Origin of the sequence: Actinoplanes sp. HUAS TT8, from assembly GCF_051380535.1 — a bacterium.
GTDB lineage: Bacteria > Actinomycetota > Actinomycetes > Mycobacteriales > Micromonosporaceae > Actinoplanes.
In genome coordinates this window covers 10,458,594-10,477,337 of record NZ_CP195646.1, presented here as the reverse complement: position 1 = coordinate 10,477,337, position 18,744 = coordinate 10,458,594, and the positions used below count along the sequence as shown (strand labels likewise).

General features: G+C 71.5%; 17 protein-coding genes. 5 read left to right on the top strand and 12 right to left on the bottom strand.

Translation table 11 applies throughout. The features are described from left to right. The first annotated feature begins 63 nt into the window (after positions 1-63). From ACSHV8_RS46850 to ACSHV8_RS46840, 3 genes are read left to right on the top strand one after another with little or no spacing between them, the layout of a single operon-like run. Positions 64-1,566, top strand: coding sequence for a DUF3492 domain-containing protein (locus ACSHV8_RS46850; RefSeq protein ID WP_436526956.1), 1,503 nt, complete (start codon positions 64-66; stop codon positions 1,564-1,566). Between the two features lies 1 nt (position 1,567). Beyond that, entirely contained in the window at positions 1,568-4,636 is a 3,069-nt protein-coding gene (locus tag ACSHV8_RS46845; RefSeq protein WP_436526955.1) for a hypothetical protein, read from the top strand. Further along, positions 4,633-5,202 carry a spherulation-specific family 4 protein gene (locus ACSHV8_RS46840; protein WP_436526954.1) on the top strand — a complete coding sequence of 190 codons (570 nt, stop codon included), beginning with the start codon at positions 4,633-4,635 and terminating at the stop codon, positions 5,200-5,202. Before ACSHV8_RS46845 ends, ACSHV8_RS46840 begins: the two co-directional genes overlap by 4 nt. Before the next feature lie 285 nt (positions 5,203-5,487). On the opposite strand, the gene mutM is transcribed toward ACSHV8_RS46840, so the two are convergent. From mutM to rsmD, 9 genes are all read right to left on the bottom strand, one after another. After that, positions 5,488-6,330 (bottom strand): bifunctional DNA-formamidopyrimidine glycosylase/DNA-(apurinic or apyrimidinic site) lyase, encoded by an 843-nt coding sequence (gene mutM, locus ACSHV8_RS46835; protein ID WP_436526953.1) that lies wholly within the window; start codon positions 6,328-6,330, stop codon positions 5,488-5,490. Between the two features lie 12 nt (positions 6,331-6,342). Further along, on the bottom strand, positions 6,343-7,533 hold the full coding sequence (locus tag ACSHV8_RS46830) for a mannosyltransferase family protein (RefSeq protein ID WP_436526952.1): 1,191 nt from the start codon (positions 7,531-7,533) through the stop codon (positions 6,343-6,345). Continuing rightward, complete coding sequence (gene rnc / locus ACSHV8_RS46825) at positions 7,511-8,248, bottom strand: ribonuclease III (RefSeq protein WP_436526951.1); 738 nt, start codon at positions 8,246-8,248, stop codon at positions 7,511-7,513. Before rnc ends, ACSHV8_RS46830 begins: the two co-directional genes overlap by 23 nt. Next, positions 8,241-9,215 (bottom strand): phosphate acyltransferase PlsX, encoded by a 975-nt coding sequence (locus ACSHV8_RS46820; RefSeq protein ID WP_436537278.1) that lies wholly within the window; start codon positions 9,213-9,215, stop codon positions 8,241-8,243. The genes rnc and ACSHV8_RS46820 overlap by 8 nt, the downstream gene beginning before the upstream one ends. A gap of 24 nt (positions 9,216-9,239) precedes the next feature. Further along, entirely contained in the window at positions 9,240-9,413 is a 174-nt protein-coding gene (gene rpmF, locus ACSHV8_RS46815; RefSeq protein WP_014694262.1) for a 50S ribosomal protein L32, read from the bottom strand. 5 nt (positions 9,414-9,418) lie between these two features. Continuing rightward, positions 9,419-10,021 (bottom strand): YceD family protein, encoded by a 603-nt coding sequence (locus ACSHV8_RS46810; RefSeq protein ID WP_436526950.1) that lies wholly within the window; start codon positions 10,019-10,021, stop codon positions 9,419-9,421. A gap of 73 nt (positions 10,022-10,094) precedes the next feature. Next, positions 10,095-10,592, bottom strand: coding sequence for a hypothetical protein (locus ACSHV8_RS46805; RefSeq protein WP_203745514.1), 498 nt, complete (start codon positions 10,590-10,592; stop codon positions 10,095-10,097). A 94-nt stretch (positions 10,593-10,686) separates the two neighbouring features. Then, entirely contained in the window at positions 10,687-11,166 is a 480-nt protein-coding gene (gene coaD / locus ACSHV8_RS46800; protein ID WP_436526949.1) for a pantetheine-phosphate adenylyltransferase, read from the bottom strand. Then, on the bottom strand, positions 11,163-11,735 hold the full coding sequence (gene rsmD, locus ACSHV8_RS46795) for a 16S rRNA (guanine(966)-N(2))-methyltransferase RsmD (RefSeq protein WP_436526948.1): 573 nt from the start codon (positions 11,733-11,735) through the stop codon (positions 11,163-11,165). Before rsmD ends, coaD begins: the two co-directional genes overlap by 4 nt. Positions 11,736-12,225: 490 nt before the next feature. Here rsmD and ACSHV8_RS46790 point away from each other — a divergent pair, with 490 nt between their 5' ends. Both ACSHV8_RS46790 and ACSHV8_RS46785 read left to right on the top strand, forming a co-directional pair. Next, positions 12,226-13,086, top strand: a complete 861-nt coding sequence (locus ACSHV8_RS46790) for an LAETG motif-containing sortase-dependent surface protein (protein ID WP_436526947.1) — start codon at positions 12,226-12,228, stop codon at positions 13,084-13,086. An 88-nt stretch (positions 13,087-13,174) separates the two neighbouring features. After that, positions 13,175-14,491: an LAETG motif-containing sortase-dependent surface protein gene (locus ACSHV8_RS46785; protein WP_436526946.1), complete on the top strand. Its 1,317-nt coding sequence runs from the start codon at positions 13,175-13,177 to the stop codon at positions 14,489-14,491. A gap of 32 nt (positions 14,492-14,523) precedes the next feature. Here the strand turns inward: ACSHV8_RS46785 and ACSHV8_RS46780 are convergent, their stop codons facing one another. The 3 genes from ACSHV8_RS46780 to ACSHV8_RS46770 are packed head-to-tail and all read right to left on the bottom strand — an operon-like array spanning position 14,524 to position 18,661. Then, positions 14,524-14,844: a DUF952 domain-containing protein gene (locus ACSHV8_RS46780; protein WP_436526945.1), complete on the bottom strand. Its 321-nt coding sequence runs from the start codon at positions 14,842-14,844 to the stop codon at positions 14,524-14,526. Between the two features lie 23 nt (positions 14,845-14,867). Beyond that, positions 14,868-17,090, bottom strand: a complete 2,223-nt coding sequence (gene recG / locus ACSHV8_RS46775; protein ID WP_436526944.1) for an ATP-dependent DNA helicase RecG — start codon at positions 17,088-17,090, stop codon at positions 14,868-14,870. Next, positions 17,087-18,661, bottom strand: a complete 1,575-nt coding sequence (locus ACSHV8_RS46770; RefSeq protein WP_436526943.1) for a DAK2 domain-containing protein — start codon at positions 18,659-18,661, stop codon at positions 17,087-17,089. The genes recG and ACSHV8_RS46770 overlap by 4 nt, the downstream gene beginning before the upstream one ends. Positions 18,662-18,744: the final 83 nt, after the last annotated feature.

The following is an 18,744-nucleotide window of genomic DNA, read 5'->3' as shown; positions in this document are numbered from 1 at the left end:
GTATTTCTGTCGCCTAGCTGACATGCTCCGGTAGCCTGGGGCTATTCTGTCGTTGCCCCCAGCGTGAATCCGACCCCGTCGCGCGAGCGCATCTGTCTGCTCACCGGCGGCGGGTACCCGTACCGCCGGGACGCTCTCGGAGGTTGGTGCCGGACGCTCGTCGACGGGCTGCACCGGTTCCGCTTCGAGCTGCTGACCGTCACGGACCGGGAACTGCCGTCTGCTCCCGCGTACCCGCTTCCGTTCAATGTCGGCTCGGCCCGCGCCATCGCGCTGGGTCGTGAGCCGGCCCGGGCCGAGCGCCGCCGCGCCCAGCTCCCGGAGGGTGCCGCCGATGCGGTCGCCCAGCTCTGTCACGGCCTGCTCGACGAGTCGGCGACCGATGTGTTCGCCGACGGGCTGCGGGGCATCGCCGAGATGGCCGCGAACCGCCCGAGCCCGCTGACCCGCCTGCCGCTGGCCGACAAACTGCTCGACTCGTGGCGGTGGGCCACTCACCCCGTACATGATGAATTGCCGAAGCTCAGCGTGCGTGATGCGCGGACCGCGGCCACGCTGCTGCGGCATGCCCTGCGGGCGCTGGCCGTGCCGGTCCCCGAGGTGGACCTGGTGCACTGTGTGGGCGGGACGACGCCGCTGCTCGCGGCGCTGTCCGGGCGGTGGCGCAGTGGTACGCCGCTGCTGCTGACCGAGGCGCGTACGCCGGTGACCCGCCAGCGTCCGGCCGAGGAGCGCATGTCCCCCGCGGTCCGGCTCGTGCTCCGGCGTTTCCGCAGCGCCGTGGCCCGGACCGGGTACGCCGAAGCCGAGCTGATCGCCCCGCTGAGCACGTATCACCACGGCTGGGCGCTTGATCACGGCGCCGCGCCGACCCGGCTGATCCAGGTGCCGGCCGGTGCGGATCCGAAGGAGAATCCGGGTGCGGCCGAGCTCGACGCCCCGGCGTCCGTGGTGTGGGCCGGCAGCGGCGGCCCGGACAGCGGCCTGACCCCGGTGCTGGACGCGTTCACCGAGATCTCGGCGGCGCTGCCGGGGACCGTGCTGCACCTGGTCGGGGTGACCGCCGCGCACGAGGAGTACTGCGCCGACCGGATCGAGGGCACCGGGCTGAGCAGCACGATCCGGATGCATCCGCTTCCGGCCGACCCGCGCGAGCGGTTCACCGTCGGGCAGGTAGTGGCGCACGTGCCGGGGCCCTCCGATCCGCCGTCGCGCCTGGTGGAGGCCATGATGTCGGGCCGCCCGGTGGTGGCCGTCGACGTCGGGCCGGCCGGGGAGACGCTCGGTGACACCGGGATCGTGGTGCCCGCCGACGACCCGTCCGAGCTGGCCATCGCGATCGTCGGCCTGCTGCGGGCGACACCGCGCCGGCGTGCGCTGGGTGACGCCGCCCGGCAGCGCGCGCTCAACCACTTCACCGCCGATCGGGTGGTGCGGATCTACGGCGCGCTCTACACCGATCTTGCCGCGCCGCCCCCGGCGCAGGCTTTCGAGCTGGCGCTCGCCGTGCCGGCACCCCGGACCCCGATGCCGGCCACGCTTCGCTGGCTGACCAGGGAGGACTGAAATGACCATCATTCCCCCACGTGGGACTTCCGGCACCGCGCGGAGTTCGTCGCGCAGCCGCCGGCGTCGTCCGCAGCCGGGCGAGCCCCGGCATGCCGCGAACGCTCCGGCGTTCGAGGAGGCGCCCGCTGCGCGGCGCCGCAACACCCGGCATCCGGCCGAGGGTCCGGGTGGGCGGTTCGCCGACGAATTCGATGACGTACGGGCGGAGCACGCCGAACCCCGAGCCGGGGCGGTGTCGACCGAGACCGACGGGCTGGGCGCCCGGCTCTACGAGGTGATGTCGGACTCCGAGCGGGAGACCGCGGTCGCGGAGACCCTGCTGTTCGTGCGGCCGACCTTCGACGACGAACCCGAGCCGGCCGAGTCCGGGCTGTTCCCGCGGGTGACGCTGACGGCGGCCGAGCTGGCCAGCGCCGATCTGCCGGGGAGCGCACCGGGAACCGCGTTCACCACGTCCGGCACCGGGTTCGGCGCGTCCGAGACCGGGTTCACCACGCCGGACGTCGGGTTCGGCCCTTCCGAGACCGCGCTGACCGCTCCGTCGGCCCTGTTTCCCGAGCTGGCGCCGGCTGCGTTCGAGCAGGCGGTGGATCCGGCTCCCGCGGCGGAGACGATCCTGTTCACCCGGCCGCGGAACTGGGGCGAGGCGGCCGAGGACCATCGCGCGACCCCGCCGGTCCGGCGGGAGGTCACCCCGCTGACCGAGACGTTCCTCTTCGGTACGGCGCCGGGGCGGCACGCCCAGGAACCGCGCTCGCCGATCGACGGGACCGCCGAGACGCTGCTGTTCGCCGGGCTGGCGCGGGCGCTGGCCACGCAGCCGGACGAGGTCGAACCCGACGCCACGCCGTGGGAGGAACCGGCGGCGCCCGTGGACCGGGGCGGGGACGGCCCGGGGTGGGACAGAACGCCGTACGCGCAAATCGTGGAGCCGGACCACCGCATCGCGGAAGGTGACCGCCGACCTTGGGCGGAATGGGATCGGAATGCGGCGCAGCCGCTTCCGGACGAGGACGGGCGCCGGGGCCGGCGCGGGTGGCGCAAGCGGGGGCCGGACGTGGCTCCGGCGGACTTCGGGATGGGCGCAACCGGTCTCGATCGTCCGGGGCGGGTGGTGAACCGGAAGCGGCCGCGGCCCACCGAGTTCGACCGTAACGAGCCCGCGGCGTGGACCAACGCTCCCTATCCGCGGAACAGCGACTACTCGCGGCCGATCGAGTATCCGCAGGCGGCCGGGCGAACGGGTTATCCACAGGCCGCTGAGTACTCGCCGGACGCGGACTATCCTCAAAGCACTGAGTATCCGGACACCGCCGGTCACTCGTGGCACGACTCCGCGTCGCTCTCGGGCGAGGCGGCACACCCGCAGGCCCAGCCGGACGCGGGCGCGGCTTGGAACACCGCCGAGCCGAACGCCGCGTGGAGCTCGACCGGGTCGGACCCGGCATGGGCCGAGGCCGAGCCCGATGCCGGCTGGAGCACAGCCGAGCCCGAGGTGGCCTGGGCCACGACCGAGTCGGACGCGGCGTGGACTGCGACCGAGTCGGATGCGGCGTGGACCGGGACCGAGGCAGACGCGGCGTGGACCGGGACCGCATCGGACGCCGGCTGGAGTTCAACCGACTCGGACGGCGGCTCCGTGACGACGGCGGCCCAGACAACGGCGGCGGCCCAGGCGGAGGCCCAGGCCGAGGCGGACGAGAATCCGTTCGGGAACGAGGCCGAGCTGAGCCCGGGCGCCGAAGCCGCCTGGAAGGCGTTCTCCGACGGCGACCGCGAGCCCGGCACCGAGATCCGCACCAACCGTCGCGCCAAGAGCCGCTGGCTGAGCACGATCACCGGAGACGGCGACAGCGCCACCACCGGCACCGGCGACACCGAGCAGCCGGAGGAGGCGCCCAAGCGTCGCCTGTTCCTGCTCCCGGTGATCCTGCGCTGCCTGCTCTACCTCGGCCCGCTCAGCGTCGCCATCGCCGGGGTCGGTGTGCTCGGCCGGGTCGCCTGGCCGGTCCCCGCGGCCGCCCTGCTGTTCGGCTGGGCCGCCGCCCAGGCCCTGACCAGTGTCGGGGTCACGGTCGCGCGGCTGGCCGGGCCGGAGGCCGCGGTACGGCTGATCGGGGCCGGATTCGCCGCCGTCACCGCGCTGTGGTGCGCGCTGGTCTGGGTCGCCCCGGCCTCGCTGCTCGGCCCGGACCGTCTGATGGCCGCGTCGGTCGGCGCCGGTGGCCTGGTCACGCTCGCCACGGTGACCGCGGCGCTGGTCAGTCGCTCGGAGAGCGCCGTGATCCGCTGGTACGTGCCCTGCTGGCTGCTGGCCGGTGCCGCGCTGGCCGGCCAGGCCGGGGCGTCCTGGGCGCATCACGTCCCGGTGGAGACCCTGCTGCCCGCCGCGGTCGTGGCGGTGCTGGTCCGGGCATTCCGTCCGGCCGTCCTGCTGGGCCGCGAGTGCCCGATCCCCCGGCTCACCGCCGTGGAACGCCGGCGCGGACTGGCGTACCTGGTCGTCGGCGCCTCCCAGGCGCTCTGCGTGGCCCTGCTCTGGCGCTCCGGCCCGGGGGTGACGCCGGCCCTGGTCGCGCTGCCGCTGCTGCTGGCGATCCCGATGCTGGAGGCGCTGATCGGCTGGCACACGGCCCGCATCGACGCCGGGCTGGACTCGGCCCGGACCGTCGCCGACCTGGACCGGCACGTCCGTAACGTCACCGTGATCACGCTGGCCGGGCTGCTGCCGCCGCTGGCCGCGGGTGGGGCGCTGGCGCTGGCCGCGTACCAGTTGCCGTACCAACTGAGCCATCTCGGCACGACCCAGTCGGCCGTGCTCGCGCTGGCCGCCGGGACCCTGCTCGGCGGGGTCTTCGCGATCACGTTCCTGCTGGCCGCGCGGTCGCGGACCGGGATCGCCGCGACCCTGTCGACCGCGCCGCCACTGGCCACCGTGGCCCTGCCGCTGCTCCCGCAGCCGGACGCCGGCCCGCTGCCGCTGGCCGTCGCCGTGCTGGCCGCGACGCACGTGGCCGGCCTTCTCATCGTCGCCCTGACCGCCGCCGATCTCCGGAGGACTCCGTGAAGACCCTGTTCCCCCCGTACGCCCACCCCGGCCCCGACCTGGAGCTGGACGCCGACACCTGGATCGTCCGGGAACAGCCGGGCGACCGCAGCAGCCTGCACCAGTCGCTCGGCCGGATCGACCTGGACTGGGGCAGCCGCTCGCTGGCCGACGTGCTCGCCGACGTGGACGCGTGGCGGGCCGACGGTGTCGAGGGCCTGTTCCTGGACCGGGCCCCGGCCGGGTCGGGCGGGGTCGGCCCGGTCGCGCTGACCGTCCGCCTGGCGGCGCGGCGCGGGCTGCACCGGGTCGTGCTCAACCCGGGTGTGCCGACGCATCCGCTCTACCGCGAGCTGGGGGTGCGGATCTGCACGTTCGAGGGGCCGTGGTCGGCCTACCAGAGCTGGGACGGCGACGGCACCCGCCCGGGCGACGGCCACCTCGTCCACGGTGTCCCGTCCGGGCTACTCACGGCCGCCCGCCGGTTGATGGGCCGTCGTGGCGCCGGCTTCGGCCTGGCCACCGATGCGAGCCCGGAACTGAGCCCGGCCGGGGCTCCGGGAGGCGGCGCCCACAGCGCCGATTGATTTTCCCGTACGGCCGGTGCCCGGTCCCCTGTCCACCCACCGGCGCGAGGTGGCCACCACCCCGGGTCACCTCGCGCCCCACCCCCAGCCGGCGCTCACGGCTGGGCCGGGAGCCGAGAACAGCCGTGACCGCCGGCCGAGAGGGGTCAGCTGGTGCTCACGGCTGTCCCGGGGCCGCCGATACAGCCCTCAGTGCCAGCCGGGGGCGGGAGGCGCGGCCGGAGCCTGGAGTGCGGCGGGGGTCGCGGGCGCGCGAGGCGGGACCGGGGCTGTGGCCGTACCCGATCAGCGGGGTTTTGGTTGGCAGTGGGGGCAGCTGAAGGAAGAGCGGTTCATGAAGCTCTCGCGACGCATGATCGCGCCGCAGCGCTTGCAGGGTTCGCCCTCGCGGCCGTAGGCGTTGAGCGACCGGTCGAAGTAGCCGCTCTCGCCGTTGACGTTGACGTAGAGCTCGTCGAAGCTCGTCCCGCCGGCCACGATCGCCTCGGACAGCACGTCGCGCACGTGGGCCAGGAGCCGCTCGACCGCCGGCTTGGTCAGTTTGTCGGTGGGGCGGGTGCCGTGCAGCTTGGCCCGCCACAGTGCCTCGTCGGCGTAGATGTTGCCGATCCCGGAGATCAGCGTCTGGTCGAGCAGCGCCCGTTTGATCTCGGTGTGCCGGCCGCGCAGCCGGGCCGAGAACGCGGCGTCGTCGAAGAGCGGATCCATCGGGTCGCGGGCGATGTGCGAGATCTCGTCGGGGAGTTCGGCGCCGCCCTCGGAGATCGACAGGCCGCCGAAGGTGCGCTGGTCGACGAAGCGCAGCTGCGGCCCGTCGTCGGTGAACGCGAACCGCACGCGCAGGTGCTTCTCGTCCTCGGCGGTGGCCGGCTGCATCAGGAGCTGACCGCTCATCCCCAGGTGGGCGATGATCGAGTCGCCCGAGTCGAGTGGCAGCCACAGGTATTTTCCGCGGCGGGACACGTCGAGAACGGTCCGGCCGGTGAGCATGGCGATGAAGTGCGCGTCGCCGGGGAGATGGCGGCGGATAGCGCGCGGGTGGTGCACCTCGACCGCGGCGATGGTGCGGCCGGTGACCCACTTGGCCAGGCCCATCCGGACGGTCTCGACCTCGGGTAGCTCGGGCAACGGGGGGATTCCTCACATGGTGTATGGCCAGATGGTGATCAGGTAGGCGCCGTACCAGAGGCCGAAGGCGGCCCACGCGGAGATCGCCAGGATCGCGACCCGGGGGCGGGCGCGGGCGGCGGCGACCACCGACGGCAGCAGCGTCAACAGTACGGGCAGCAGCAGCCGCGGCTTGGAATGGTAGAAGCCGGCCTGGCCGTAGACCAGGATCATGGCCACCACCCCGTAGACCGCCAGCGGCAGCCACGGTTTCTGGGCCAGGGCGACCCCGGCCGCGGCCAGCGCGGCCAGCAGGATCAGCCCGACGCTGACCTGCACCCAGCCGTCGCCGCCGGTGAACGTGTCGTCGAGGAAGGCGATCGTGCTGCTGCCGTAGTCGAACGACGTGCCCCAACCGGCAGTCTGGATCTTGAACCAGGCACCCCAGTCGCCGACCCGCCAGCCGACCCAGCCCAGGAACAGCGGCACGCCGGCCAGCGCGGTCGCCGCCGCCGCCAGCGGTTTGATCTTGTTGGGCGAGTCGCGCAGGGCCATCAGCGCGGCGACCCCCAGGGCGAGCGCCGCCGCGGCACCGGTCGGCCGGGTCAGCGCACAGCCCAGACCCAGCAGAGCGGCCGGCAGCCAGGCCCGCCGATGCGCGGCCACCAGCATGCCGGCGACAAGAGCGAGAAACAGGCTTTCCGAGTACGCCATGGACAGCACCACGGAGACCGGCGCCGAGCAGCAGATCGCGACCAGAGCCCACCCCGCCCGCTTGCCGTAGAGGCTGGTGCCGAGCAGGTGCAGCGCGATCGCCGCCCCGATCGAGGCGACCCAGGCCACCCCGACGGCGGCGACCCCGGGCGCGACGCCGAGCAGGGTGACACCGCGGATCAGCATCGGGTACAGCGGGAAGAAGGCCAGCTCGTTGGCCTGCAGGACGTGGTTGTCGTCGTACGTGTAGCCGTGCGGGTACCCGTTCATGGCCACCCGCAGGAACCAGCCGCCGTCCCACACCAGCAGCCGTTGCCAGACGCCACCGTTCGACGTCGAGGCGCCGCCCAGCCACCAGATCATCAGCAGCTGGGCAACCCGGGTCAGCGCGAGGAGCCCGACCGCGACGGCGACCCCGCGACCGCCGCCGGCCTTCTCCCACAGCGGCTCCCCGGGCTCGGTCTCGTCCGGGGTCGCCGCCACCGTCTCACTCGGGCTTGTCGTCGACATCGGCCTCGTTCCGATCGGTGAGGGTCCGCCAGGCGGCCGCGGCCGCACGCTGCTCGGCCTGCTTCTTGCTGCGGCCGTCGGACCCGCCGTAGCGGACGCCGGCCACCACCACCCAGGCGGTGAACGTCTTCGCGTGGTCGGGCCCGGAGTCCTCGATCACGTAGTCGGGCACACCCAGCCCGAGCGCGGCGGTCAGCTCCTGCAGGCTGGTCTTCCAGTCCAGCGCGGCGCCCCGGCCGGCCGACTCGGCCATCAGCGGGTCGAACAGCCGGTGGATCACCTCGCCGGCCGTTTCCAGGCCGTGCTCCAGGTAGATCGCGCCGAGCAGGGCCTCCAGGGTGTCGGCCAGGATGCTGGCCTTGTCCCGGCCGCCGGTGGTCTCCTCGCCCTTGCCGAGCAGCAGGTGCGGGCCGAGACCGTCATCACCCAGGCCGCGGGCCACGTCGGCCAGCGCGTGCATGTTGACGACGCTGGCCCGCAACTTGGCCAGCTGACCCTCGGGCAGGTCGGGGTGGTTGTGGAACAGCGCGGACGTGATGACCACGCCGAGCACCGAGTCGCCCAGGAACTCCAGGCGCTCGTTGGTGGGGAGTCCACCGTTCTCGTACGCGTACGAGCGGTGGGTGAGCGCCCGTTCGAGCATCTCCGGCGCGAACGGGATACCGAAGGCCTCTTCCAGGGGGAGGGTGGGGGGACGGCGGCGCTTGTCATTCATGCGATACCTCGTTGTACTTCAGCATTGTGACGATCGCCGCGAGCGCGGCGCGGCGGTGCAGTTCAGCGGTGAAGGCGATGCTTTCCGCGAGCTCGGCGCCGGTGGCCGCGCCGTGGCAGACCACGACCAGGCCGGTGACACCGAGCAGGACAGCCGCGCGGGTTTCGTCCGCTTTTTTCACTCCGGGGGCCGCCGCGACGGGGTTGAGTCCGCGACCCGCTTGAAGCGCTGTGACTCCGTGGGCCGCTTCGAGCGCCTTCAGGAGGACATTCCCGGTGAAACCGTCGGTGACCACGACGTCAGCGGCGGCGCCGAGCACGACATCGCTGCCCTCGACCAGGCCCACGTATCGGAGCGGCAGTTCTTCCAGCAGCTGCGCGGCGGCCCGGCGCAGACGGTCGCCCTTGCCCCGCTCGGTGCCGATGGTGAGCAGCCCGACCCGCGGATCGGCGAGATCGTGAACGGCGGCCGCGTAGGCGGCACCCAGCCGGGCGTGCATGGCCAGGGTCTCCGCGTCCGGGTCGACGGAGGAACCCACGTCGAGCAGCACGAGACGGCCGGCGGCGGTGGGCAGCACGGCGGCGAGCGGAGGGCGGCGGATGCCGGGCCAACGGCCCAGGGCCCGCGCGGCCGAGACGACGGTCACGGCGGTGTCGCCCGCGGAGATCAGGCCGTCGGCGTGGCCCGCGGCGACGGCCTCGGCGGCGGTGCCGCCGGGAACGACGGTGATGCGGTGGCGCTGCGCCGGTTCAAGGGCGTCGAGCACCGCGTCGGCGGCATCAGCCGGGCCGACGAGAGTCAGGTGCAGGGCCGGATCGTCATCGATGGCACGCAGAGCGCCGTCAACCACGACGGCGGGAGCATGGTCCCCGCCGAGGAGGTCGACGGCGATCCGCGCGGTGCCCGGCTCCCTACGGGGAACCGGGACACCGGTGGAACGCCACTGCTCGGGTACGACCCGCCCGATAATCGGGCGTGTCACTCGGCGACGTCAGACCTCGAGGACCTGACGGCCGTTGTAGGTGCCGCAGACCGAGCAAGCGGTGTGCGGCAGCTTCGGCGACTTGCACTGGGGGCAGGCCACGGTCGAGACCGCGGTCGCCTTCCAGTTCGCCCGGCGCGAGCGGGTGTTGCTGCGCGACATCTTGCGCTTGGGGACGGCCACGGTTCCTACTCCTTGTTTTTCTGCGGGTCTTGCGGCTGTGCGTCGGGCTGCTCGGCGTCGGTAAGGCCACGGAGAGCGGCCCAGCGGGCATCGATTTCCTCGTGGCTGTGGTCAGCCGGAAGGTCGTCGAAGTGCACCCCACACTCGGGGCACAGCCCTGGGCAGTCCGGGCGGCAGAGGGGGTTGGTCGGCAGGGTCAGCACCACCGCGTCCCGCACCGCCGGTTCCAGGTCGAACAGGTCGCCCTGCATCCGGCCCACCTCGTCCTCGTCGGTGGTCTCCTCCGTGGTGCTGTCCTCGTAGGCATACATCTCCTTGAGGAACACCGCGAACGAGCTGTCGATCTCGTTGAGGCACCGGCCGCACTCGCCCTTGAGCGAGCCGCGCACGGTGCCGCTGACATAGACCCCCTCGGAGACCGACGTCATGCTCAGATCGAGCTCGAGGTCGGACCCTTCCGGGATCGAGATCAACTCCAGGTTGAGGTCCGCCGGCGCCGGCACCACCCGTTTCAGGGCACGCGTCGCACCAGGCTGCCGGGGTAGTTTCGTCGTGTCGACGACCAGCGGCTGCCTGGGATTCAGGTGACTCTGCGGTGACTTGGGCATCATGTTCCTCAGCCGTGGGTAGGCCAGCCGAAAACATTACCTGAGCTTGCTGGATGTCGTCGAATCGGCCTGGTTAAAACGGTAACGGCCGCTCGGCGTCCTCGCCCTGGAAGGTTCCGATCTCGCGGAGCGCGTGCATCTTGTCACGGCCGCGCTCGATCGACGCCAGCGCCCTGGTCAGGAACTGTTCGAAGTTGGCCAGCGCGGTGTCGACGTAGTCGTCGACCTCCTCGCGCAGGCGCTGGGCCTCGCCCCGGGCCTCGGCGATGATCCGGGCGCCCTCGTGCTCGGCCGAGACGGTGATCTCGTTCACCGAGACGAGGCGGGCGTGCTCGGCCTCACCCTCGCTGACGATCCGGTCCGCCTCGCGACGACCGGCCTCGATGATCCGGTCCCGCTCGTCCAGGACGGCGGCTGCTTTGCGCAGCTCGGAGGGGAGCTCGGCGCGGAGCTCCTCCAACCGCTCGATCATCTCGCCGCGGTCGAACATGAAGTTCGTCCGCGACATCGGAACCGAACGCGCGTCCTGGACGTGCTCGATGAGCTCGTCGATACGGTCGAGCGGATCCACCGGTGTCTCACTCCCGTCGTCGAACCGCCACCCAGCGTGGTGCGATCACGTTACTGTGCCGCCGCCCCGCCGGTATTCGGCGCGCCGGGGGCTCCTAATTCTGCTTCAGCCGGTTGACCAACCGCGCGAGCACCGGGTCCGGCAGGTACGCCGAGGCGTCCCCACCCCACTTGACCACGTCCTTGATCAGGCTGGACGACACGAACGAGTACAACGGGTTGGTCGGCATGAACAGTGTCTCCACACCGGAGAGCCCGATGTTCATCTGCGCCATCTGCAACTCGTAGTCGAAGTCGCTGACCGCGCGGATGCCCTTGACCACCACCTCGGCGCCCTGATCACGGCAGAAGTCCACGAGGAGCCCGTGAAAGGCCATGACCCGGACATTTTTGTACGGGGCGGTCACCTCACTGAGCATCTCCAGCCGCTCGTCGACAGTGAACATGCCGGACTTCGACTGATTGATCAGAACTCCGACGATGACCTCGTCGAACAGCCGGCTGGCCCGCCCGACGATGTCGATGTGACCGTTCGTGACCGGGTCGAAGGAGCCGGGACACACCGCACGTCTCATGATCGGCGACCGTACCAAAGGGTGGTCTCGCCGTACCGCCGGGTGCGGTCCTCGACGACACCGTCCACCCAGGTCAGCGGCTCTCTGCGAGTCGATCGGGTGGAACGCTCGAACACCAGCACGGCATCCGGGGCCAGCCAGCCGTTGGCCATCAGCTGTTGTTGCACAGCGTCGATCTCGTCACTGCCCAGCGCGTACGGCGGGTCGGCGAAGACCACGTCGTACGGTCCCCCGTCCGGAGGATCGGCCAGAACCTGGACCACCTTTCCGGTGACGACCCGGGCGGCCGGGACGACACGGAGAGCGACCACATTGTCACGGACAACGCGGGCCGCCTTGGTGTCCGCTTCGACCAGAAGGACGTGATCGGCACCGCGGGACAACGCCTCCAGGCCGACCGCGCCGGATCCGGCATAAAGGTCGGCGAACCGCGCACCGGACAGATCCGTCATCGTCTCGAGGGTGCTGAAGAACGCCTCGCGAACCCGGTCAGATGTGGGCCGGGTGTGCACACCGGACGGAACGGACAGACGCCGCCCGCCATGTGCCCCGGCGATAATCCTCGTCATCGCCCTCGACGCTAGTGCACCCCAACCAAACGGCCACCAGCGCGTAAACAATTCCCTCGTCACAGGCACTACGCGCAACGGGACCGTCCCGTTGCAGTGAAAAAAGATCACGGGTTCATAACAAGACCCTTATGTGACGCTGAGACGTTTCTTTGACAGCGGGAAGTGGCTAGGGTCAGGCGCTGTTGCGGCAGTCCTTCTGGGACCGTCCGCAGGCGACGTGGGGAGGCGTCGTCGCAGCCCTCGCCGTTTTTACATAGCGAGTGGCCGATGTCACGTGGCTTTCCCACACGCACTTTTTCTTCCTGACCCCGTTCCCAGGAGTAAGCGCGTGAACCTGTTCAAGTCCTCGTCCCGCCGAGCCGGCACGGTTGTTGCCGGCGCGGCCCTTGGCCTCGTTGGCGTGCTGAGCTCCGCCATGCCCGCCCTGGCTTGCCACCCCGAGTCCAACGATAACTCTCAGTGTGTCAACGACGACGGTTCGTGGACTGTGACCTGGAAGGTCAAGGCCAGCGACAACGAGCTCGGCCCGGGCAGCGTCTCCGCGGTGGAATACACGCCGGATCAGGGCAACACGGGCACGATCAGCTTCACCGGCATCAACGTCGGCGACAAGCTCAACAACTGGACGACCCTCACGGCCAAGCAGGTCATCGCCGCCGACGCCGACACGGCGACACTGAAGGTCACCGGCCAGTGGGGCGACTACTTCAAGGGCTCCACCTTCACCGAGTCCAAGAAGTCGCGCGAGATCTGCAAGGACCAGCCGCCGCACTCGACGCCGCCGTCCTCCACCCCGCCCTCCTCGGCTCCGGCCTCGTCGGCCCCGGCCTCCTCCGCTCCGGCGTCCTCGGCTCCGGCCTCGTCGGCCCCGGCGTCCTCGGCCCCGGCTTCTTCCGCTCCGGCGTCCTCGGCCCCGGCCTCGTCGGCCGTGCCGTCCAACAGCGCCACCACGACCCCGGAGAACCCGGTTCTCACCGAGCCGCAGTTCGTCTACGACGCGACGTGTGACACCTTCACCGTCGGCGTCGAGGTTCCGGCGGACTGGAAGGAGTCCCTGACGGTCACCTTCAAGCCGTCCACGGGCGACAGCAAGACCGTCACGGCCGCTCCGGGCGAGACCAAGACCGTCGACTTCCCCGCTTCCAAGGGCCTGAAGGTCACCGCGACCCCGAAGGGCTACGAGGACGAGGCCGGCACGATCGCCTACACCGCCCCGGCCGACTGTGACCAGCTCGCGCTGACCGGTTCCAACAGCAGCACGATCGCCGGTGGCGCCGTTCTGGTCCTGCTCATCGGTGCCGGCCTGTTCTTCATGGCCCGCCGCCGCAAGGTCCGCTTCACCGCCTGATAACTCGGGTGCATCACCGCTAGCAGCAAGGGGCGCGTCGACTCGGGTTGGCGCGCCCCTTACCGTCCCCCACGTAGCAGGAGCACGAATGAAGTTCACCCCCCGCCTGCGCCAGGCCGCGGTCCTCGCAGTCGGCGCCCTTCTGAGCCTGGGCACGTTCGCCTCCCCGGCGCACGCCGCCTCCGTCGAGGGCCCCTGTGTCCCGGGCGCCAACGCCAAGTTCGAGCACAGCTTCAACGGCCCGGCCGGCACCGCCAGCATCAAGCTGCTGAACGGCCCGATCTGTGAGAACCAGCAGGTCCCGCTCACGCTGGTGTCCTACACCGCGCCGTCGGCCTCGTTCTCGCTGCCGCAGTACGTGCTGGACAGCGACACCCAGTACTTCACCGCCGACTCGAAGCCGAACGACAAGGGCGAGCTGCGGCTCGACTTCAAGGTCGAGGTCCCGACCTGCTTCACCCAGGTCGACTTCGTCTTCGGTGACAAGGTCATCAACCCGCTGACCGACAAGAGCGACCGCTACAACAACGCCAAGGTCGGCAGCCCGGCCGCGCCCGGCTCGCAGTCCGCGCCGGCCGCCAACCAGCCGCAGAACGCCTGGTGGAACGGCAACAACGGGGACTACAAGAACGGCACCTGCACCGCCGAACCGGCCGTCGAGACGATCTCGGACTGCGCCGGCAACGTGAAGCTGTCCCTGATCAACCGGGACGCCAGCGTCACCAGCGTGCGGTTCGACATCACCGCGGACGGCGACTTCAAGCAGAGCCGGGTCGTCAAGAAGAACACCAAGGACGACGTCACGATCCCGGCCGCCAACGCCAAGAACATCAAGGTGACGGCCGGCGGCGAGGTTCTGTACTCCGGTTCCTGGACCAAGCCCGAGGGTTGCGAGCAGCCCGAGGTCGGCAAGCCGGTCACGAAGATCGACACCACCTGTGACTCCCTGATCTTCACCCTGACCAACCCGGAGAACGGCGCCGCGTCGCTGACCGGCACCTTCACCCCGAACAAGGGCGAGGCCCAGACCGTCACCGTCAAGGCCGGCGAGACCAAGACCGTGACCTTCCCGGGCACCGAGGGCCTGACCGTCGCCGTGACCGGTGACTTCCTGGGCCTGAACGGCGACGTCAAGTGGACCGCGCCGGAGACCTGCACCAAGAACCCGAACCCGGGCACCAGCACCTCGTCGTCGGCCTCGCCGTCGCCGTCGGTCACCGCGTCCACCCCGGCCTCGGAGACCCCGGGCACCGGGACCCCGAGCACCAGCCCGAGCGAGGGTGGCGCCCTGGCGCTGACCGGCTCGAACTCCAGCACCATCGCGGGTGGGGCGGTCGTGCTCCTGATCGTCGGGGCCGGCCTGTTCTTCATGGCCCGCCGCCGCAAGCTCAACTTCAAGGCCTGATAGCCGGTAGGCCCTGAACGAGGGGCGTCGACCTAACGGTCGGCGCCCCTCTTCCATGCCGGGAACGACCCGTCGGGCCGCGGCTGGTACTCGTGGACGGCGACGACCGACGAGACGGGGAGAACCCCGTACACATGCGGGAATTGCCGGCCCGAAGGGTCCGGCGGGCTTCCGTCCTCCCAGATCACCGGCACGCCGGCCCGGTCCGGGTCGATCTCCAGCAGGACGAGGTCGGTGCGCCCGCGGTAGAACAGCGTGGCCGGCACGTGGACCCATTCCGGGTCGGAGCAGTGGATGAAGCCCTCGGTCGCCAGCGTGTCGCCGGAGTAACTGTCCGAAACTGATTCCCACACGGAACGTGGGCAGAGGTGGAAGATCATCCCTTTTCCAAAAATTCGGCGCGGTCCTCGTCGACCAGCGCGGTGACCGAGGCGGCCAGGGCCGGATGGGCGGTCAGGTCGGGGTCGTCGCCGACCAGGGACGCCGCCTCGACCCGGGCCTCCTTGATCAGCTTCTCGTCCCGCAGCAGCGAGAGCAGCCGCAGGTGGGAGTGTTTGCCGGACTGGGACGCGCCGAGCACGTCGCCCTCCCGCCGCTGCTCCAGGTCGATCTCGGAGAGTTTGAAGCCGTCGGTGGTGGAGGCGACCGCGTCGAGCCGTTCCCGGGCGGCCGAGCCCTCCACGGCCTCGGTGTGCAGCAGGCAGACGCCGGGCGCGGAACCCCGGCCGACCCGGCCGCGCAGCTGATGCAGCTGGGAGACGCCGAACCGGTCGGCATCCATGATGATCATGACGGTGGAGTTCGGCACGTCGACGCCGACCTCGATCACCGTGGTCGCGACCAGCACGTCCACGTCACCGGCGGCGAACGCGCGCATCACCGCGTCCTTCTCCTCGGGCGGCATCTTGCCGTGCAGCATCTCGATGCGCAGACCCTTGAGGTAGTGATCGCGCAGGGCCGGCAGCACCTCGGTCACGGCCAGCGGCGGGCGCCGGGCCGATTCGGTCTCGGGCGGTGGCGCATCGCCGTCGTCGAACGAGGATTCCGGGCCCTCGCCGATGCGGGGACACACCACGTACGCCTGATGGCCGGCCGCGACCTCCTCCTTCACCCGTTTCCAGGCCCGGTCCAGATAGGCCGGCTTCTCCAGGGCCGGGATCACGTGCGAGGCGATCGGCGAGCGCCCGCGCGGCAGCTGCGAGAGCACGGACGTCTCCAGGTCGCCGTAGACGGTCATGGCGACCGTGCGCGGGATCGGCGTCGCGGTCATCACCAGCACGTGCGGCGGGCGGGCGGCCTTGGCCCGCAACGCATCCCGCTGCTCGACCCCGAACCGGTGCTGCTCGTCCACGACCACCAGGCCGAGATCCTTGAAGTCGACCCCCTCGTACAGCAAAGCGTGTGTCCCGACGACGATGCCGGCGGTCCCGTCGGCGACCTTGGCCAGCGCCGCACGCCGGGCCGCGGCCCCCAGCGAGCCGGTGACCAGGGTCAACTGCGTCCCCTCGGGATCGCCGTCGAGCTCGCCGGCCCGGCCCAGGGCGCCGAGCTGCCCGCTGATCCCGCGGAAGTGCTGGGTGGCCAGGACCTCGGTCGGGGCGAGCAGCGCGGCCTGGCCGCCCGCGTCCACCACCTGCAGCATCGCGCGCACCGAGACGAGCGTCTTGCCGGAGCCGACCTCGCCCTGCAGCAGCCGGTGCATCGGGTGGGCGCGGCCCAGGTCGGCGGCGATCTCCTCACCGACCGACGCCTGGCCCTCGGTCAACTCGTACGGCAGAGCGGCGTCGAACCGGTCCAGCAGCCGGCCCTCGGCGCGGGGGCGGGCGGTGCCGGGCGCGGCCGCCGCCCGGGCCCGGCGTTGCGCCAGGGTCAGCTGCACGGCGAACGCCTCGTCCCACTTCAGACGGTGCTTGGCCGAGTACAGGGTGGCCTCGGAGGTGGGCCGGTGGATCTCCCGAAGGGCGGTGCCGATGCCGACCAGATTCCGTGCGGCCCGCACCGACGCCGGCATCGGGTCGGCCGGCGGGTCGAACACGTCCAGCAGGGTCCGCACGCACTTGGCGATCGTCCAGGTCGGCACCGCCTGCGCGGCCGGGTAGACCGGGATCAGGGCGCCGGCGAACTCCTCGATCTCCTCGGCCGCCTCGTCCTGCGTCGCGTCGGCCTTGAGCAGCTGATAGGCCGGACCGTTGAGCTGCCGCTTGCCGCGGAACTCGGTCACCTTGCCGGCGAACAGCCCCCAGCGGCCCCGGGTCAGCTCCCGCTCGCGCCACGCCTGGTTGAAGAACGTGCAGGTCAGCGTCGCCCCGGAGCCGTCGCCGATGGTGACCTCGAGCATGTTGCCCTTGCGCTGGCGCATCGGTTTGACACCGATCCCCTGCACCTGGGCCAGCACCGTGACCTGCTCACCGACCTCCAGCTGACGCAGGTCGGTGTGCTCGCCGCGCTCGTCGTAGCGCCGGGGGAAGTGGTAGATCAGGTCGCCCGCGGTGTGCAGGTCGAGATGTTCGGCCAGGGCCTTGGCCGTACGCGCGCCGAGCACCTTGGTCAGCGGGACGTCCGTCGTGACCCTGGTCACCGGATTCTCGGTCGTGGTCATTCGACTCCTGCCAACAGGTGATAACGGGGCTGACCGCCCGCGTAGCACTGCAACTCGATGAACGGCCAGGTGCGGTGCACGTGACCACGCAGGTCCTCCTCCAGATCCGGGGAGGCGTCGGCGCCGAGGACCAGGGTGACCAGCTCGCCGCCGCCGCCGAGCATCCGGTCGAGCAGACGGTGGCTGACGTCGGCCAGGTCGCGGCCGATCACGTGCACCTCGCCGTCGACCAGGCCGAGCAGATCACCGGCGCGGCACGGGCCGGCGACCGTGAGCGCGTCGCGCTGGGCGGTGCAGACCTCGCCGTACCGACATGCGCCGGCGGCCTCGGCCATCGCGATCACGTCGTCGGCGAACGGGCGGCCGTGGTCGCGCACGGCGAGAGCGGCCAGGGCCTGCACCGGGGAGCGGGTCGGGACCACGCTGACCCGGACACCGGCCGCCTCGGCCTCGCGGGCCGCGGAGACGGCGACGGCCTGCGTGTTCGCGTCGTTGGGCAGCAGGACCACGGCCGAGGCGCCGCACGCGTGGACGGCGGCCAGCATCTCGGCGGTGGACGGATTCCGGTCGACGACCACCGCGCCCTCGGCCTCGAACAGCGCGGTCAGCCCGTCGCCGGCGGCGACGACGACCGCGCCGCGCGAATCGGCGCCGGGCCGCTTCTCCTCCAGGGGGGTGACATTGATTTTGTACGGCCGCCCGGCCTCGACGCCGGCCTCGATCGCCGGCCCGATCTCGTCGACGTGAACGTGCACGTTCCACGTGCCGTCCCCGGTACCGACCACGACCAGCGACTCCCCCAGCCCGGCCAGGGTCGTGCGAAGTTTCTCGACCGCCTCGGGGGTGGCGTCCAGCAGGTACTGCACCTCGTACCCGAAGCCTTCGCAGTTCTTTTCTTCGTCGTGCCTGTGCGACGGCGTGACCACCGGCAACAACGGCTGCTCGAACACGCTGCCCTCCACGGTGTCGACCAGCGCGTCCAGCAGCACGCAGAGCCCTCGCCCGCCGGCATCCACCACCCCGGCCCGGGCCAGCACCGGCAGCTGCTGCGGGGTGCGCGCGAGCGCTTCCGCGGCCGCCCGAGCCGCCGCCCGCGCCACGGCCACCAGATTGTCGGACTTGATCCGCCCGGCCCCCTCGGCCGCGGCCGCGACCACCGACAGCACGGTGCCCTCGACCGGGCGGGCGACCGCCCCGTAGGCCGCGTCGGTGGCCTGGCGCAACGCCCGGGCCAGCTCGCCGCCCCGGACGGTGACCGCGGTGGCGAACGAGTCGGCCATGCCGCGCAGGATCTGCGACACGATCACCCCGGAGTTGCCGCGGGCGCCGAGCAGGGCCCCGCGCGCCATCCGGCCCATCAGCCGGCCCAGCGGGGTCCGCGGCTCCTCGTGCAGGGCGGACTCGACCGCCTCCTGCGCCGCGGCGAGGGTGAGCACGAGGTTGGTCCCGGTGTCACCGTCGGGCACGGGGTAGACGTTCAGGTCGTCGATCTCACGCTGGTGGGCACGGAGCGCCTCCAGCCCACCGTCGCACCAGCGGTGCACGGCAGCGGCATCGAGGGTCTCCAGCACGCGAAAATCGTACTAACCACCCCTGACAATCGCAGGGTACGCACCCTGACCGGGGGCGATTGGCTGTCCGGCCCCCGAGTCGG

Bases quoted from the DNA above. Each gene is read 5' to 3' on its own strand.
- rnc (WP_436526951.1), bottom strand. From the start codon at position 8,248: ATGAATGACAAGCGCCGCCGTCCCCCCACCCTCCCCCTGGAAGAGGCC.
- ACSHV8_RS46830 (WP_436526952.1), bottom strand. From the start codon at position 7,533: ATGTCGACGACAAGCCCGAGTGAGACGGTGGCGGCGACCCCGGACGAG.
- recG (WP_436526944.1), bottom strand. From the start codon at position 17,090: ATGACCACGACCGAGAATCCGGTGACCAGGGTCACGACGGACGTCCCG.
- ACSHV8_RS46845 (WP_436526955.1), top strand. From the start codon at position 1,568: ATGACCATCATTCCCCCACGTGGGACTTCCGGCACCGCGCGGAGTTCG.
- ACSHV8_RS46785 (WP_436526946.1), top strand. From the start codon at position 13,175: ATGAAGTTCACCCCCCGCCTGCGCCAGGCCGCGGTCCTCGCAGTCGGC.
- ACSHV8_RS46810 (WP_436526950.1), bottom strand. From the start codon at position 10,021: ATGCCCAAGTCACCGCAGAGTCACCTGAATCCCAGGCAGCCGCTGGTC.
- rsmD (WP_436526948.1), bottom strand. From the start codon at position 11,735: ATGACGAGGATTATCGCCGGGGCACATGGCGGGCGGCGTCTGTCCGTT.
- coaD (WP_436526949.1), bottom strand. From the start codon at position 11,166: ATGAGACGTGCGGTGTGTCCCGGCTCCTTCGACCCGGTCACGAACGGT.